Raw genomic sequence first — 3,105 nt, 5'->3', positions numbered from 1 at the left:
CATCTGCTGTATCCCTTGCTACACAATGGCTATACCCGCTCTGTCCCCCCGTTAGCATAGCGTGCTGTATGAATTTGGGTTAATTACGGCCTCTTTGCTTACCCCTGTACCTGGACCAAAAACTGGTTTTCAGGAAACTTAATTCAATTTCACTCAAGAAGAAAAACCATGCTAAATAAAGAAAAAACAACTTCCAACTCGGAATTTTCTCTGGTTGATGAAGAACAACTGTTCACTGAATTAACTTCCGAAGAAGCGGCTGTCATAGAGGGAGGCTTGACGCTCAAATTGTATTCGATTAAAGCTCTCAACGCTAATGCAGACTGGGGGCGATTCAACAGGGACGACACCTATATTCGTGTCAATGGCCGAACAGTGTGGGGAGTCCATAAAATGAAGACAGGACAAACTCGCCATATTAACAAATTCGTAGATTTCAACAACTCTGCAAATATCCAACTTTTCGATCGCGATCTTGGAACGGATGACTTCATGGGTGGTTTTACTGTCAGGAAACCAACAGGAAGAAAGTTAAGAGGTTTTGCGTGGGGGAGCGGATCTACATACGCTCTGATCTACGAAGTAGTTTGATGAAGAAGGTCTAAAATGCAAGCTGAATAATTTTCGGAGTCTTAGTACAGCTTTGCCGAAACAGCCACATACTTGGCCTAGGGTCAGGGCTGTTCCATTGTCGGACTAAAATGTGATTGGCGAGGAGGTGGAGAGATAGGGAGGATTAAAGTTAATAAAAAGGTATTTTTAAGCTGAAAAAAAACCTCTCCCCATCACCCCACCTCCCTTTCACGCCTATTGACTTGACAATTTATTCCAAAGAATGAAACAGCCCTGTGCCAAGGCAAGGGGGATTTCAGGGTGCCTTGCGTAAGTCCTTGAACTGGACTGGTCAACATGATGGCGGCCTACTGCCAACCACAACGGATGGCTCCCTTGAGAGTAGAAGGGGCTTGCGATCGCACCTGCTTTAATACCTGGTGAGAAGGGTGTTTATACCAAGTTGCATTCATTCCTAGCACCCCATCACTGGATCACTCGATCACCTTTGGAGTAATATACTATCTCAGGAATACAGCGTTTTTCATAACTATAAGGTACACAATATTTTTTACCATATCCTTTTTTAAGGTGATCCGCTGTTCCCTAAAACCAAATAATTTGTACCTCACCGAATTGCAAACCGCTGTAACTACCCATCCCGACAATACTCCATGATCACCTGATCATCATACTCAAAACTGATCATCTTCCTCTGACCACAGCCCCTGGGACTCAGCCGCCCTGGGGCTACTTCTATGGTTGACCTGATCACCCCTGGCAATAACTCCAACTGCTTACCCGTCTCTACTCCTTCAGACTGTTTGGGGGTTCGCGGTTAATTAATTATATATAGTTAAAATTTTCCGGAAAGTTTTGCATAAAAATCCGAATTACTAGTGATGAGTATATAGAGCAAGTAAAAACAGCACGTAAGAATATACAAGGAGAAAAAAATGGTAGTGAGATTCGGCGGTTTTGGCAACGATACACTCAATGGTGGTCCTTTTAACGACAGTCTGAATGGTGGTTTTGGTAACGACATTCTGAATGGATTGGGCGGCAACGACACGCTCATTGGTAATTTTGGTAACGACACACTCAATGGTGGAGCTGGAACCGACACCACCATTGGTAGTTTTGGTAATGATACCATAATTGACGACGATGCTGTTAATTTCGACATTCACAATGGCGGTTCAGGAATCGACACTATTGATTATTCCAATGTCACATTTGGTTCCGGTTTTGTCACTATCAACCTGGCGACTGAGACGACCTCGGTTTCTGGAGGTAATACCGAAACGATTCGCAATTTTGAGAACGTCGAAGGCTCTCAGGGGGGTGAGACAATCATCGGTACCAGCGGCGCAAACCGCCTCGACGGTAATGGTGGCAATGATACCATCAATGGTGGTTCTGGCAATGATACTCTGAATGGAGATGCTGGGAATGACTTACTAAACGGAGGTTTTGGCAATGACATACTAAACGGAGGTTTTGGGAACGATACTCTCAACGGTAGTTTTGGGAATGATACTCTCAACGGTGGTTTTGGCAATGACATACTAAACGGTAGTTTTGGCAATGACATACTAAACGGAGGTTTTGGGAACGATACTCTCAATGGTGGTTCCGGGAATGACATACTCAGCGGTAGTTTTGGGAATGATACTCTGAATGGAGATGCCGGGAATGATACTCTCAACGGTGGTTCGGGAGCGGATAGCCTCACGGGTGGTTCTGGCAATGACAGCCTCACTGGCGCAGGTGGTAACGATACCCTAGTTGGAGGTTTGGGCTCAGATACCCTTAACGGTACTAACAGTATTCGGGACGGTGTTGGTGAAATTGATATCCTTGATCCTGGTGATTTTGGTGCCAGGGATGTGGTTATCTTAGGTACCAGTGGCTCAATCTATTACAACGGTGCTGGTATAGATTACGCTGTCATTGATAATTTCGACAGATTTGATTTCTTCGGCGAAACTGACTCTGACAAGATCCAGATTTCCGGGTCATTGTCCAATTACAGGTTAAGCTCATTCACAGGTACAATCTCTGGTGTTTCTATTACCAACGGTACTCGCATTAGCTTAGGTGCAGAGACCATTGCTTTTGTCGATTCTAGTGGTTTACTGACGGCTAATGACTTTATCTCAGTCTAGTCGCCAAAGGACTTGATCTAACCGGGTGACAAGTAGGATTGTTTGCTTTACTCCCTCTGTAGGGTTTAGGGGAAAGCTACTGATGGGATACCTGGTGAGACGGGTGTTGGTACCAAGTTGTATTCATACCTAGCACCCCATCACCAGATCACCCTATCACCTTTTGAGGAAGATAGTATCTTAGGACTTACGACGTTTAGTTGGCTTCGTAAGTCCTAAGCTAAATTATACAGCTAATACCAATTTCAACCAATATTGTTCAAGTAATATTGTTAAACAGGAATAACTACCCATCCCGACAATACTCCATTATTATTACCTGATCATTCCACTCAAAACTGATCATCTTCCTCTGACCACAGCCCCTGGGACTCAGCCGCCCTGG

The 3,105-nt window shown here is 44.5% G+C and carries 2 protein-coding genes; both read left to right on the top strand.

Going from position 1 to position 3,105, the window contains the following annotated elements; genetic code table 11:
• Positions 1-168 precede the first annotated feature (168 nt).
• Positions 169-591 (top strand): hypothetical protein, encoded by a 423-nt coding sequence (locus tag BJP37_RS23680; protein WP_075902457.1) that lies wholly within the window; start codon positions 169-171, stop codon positions 589-591.
• A 917-nt stretch (positions 592-1,508) separates the two neighbouring features.
• Positions 1,509-2,720, top strand: coding sequence for a calcium-binding protein (locus BJP37_RS44370; RefSeq protein ID WP_075902455.1), 1,212 nt, complete (start codon positions 1,509-1,511; stop codon positions 2,718-2,720).
• Positions 2,721-3,105: the final 385 nt, after the last annotated feature.

The organism is Moorena bouillonii PNG (genome assembly GCF_001942495.1).
In the GTDB taxonomy this organism is placed as follows: Bacteria; Cyanobacteriota; Cyanobacteriia; order Cyanobacteriales; family Coleofasciculaceae; genus Moorena; species Moorena bouillonii.
The sequence above is the reverse complement of the archived record's forward strand: the minus strand, read 5'-3'. Positions and strand labels throughout refer to the sequence as shown.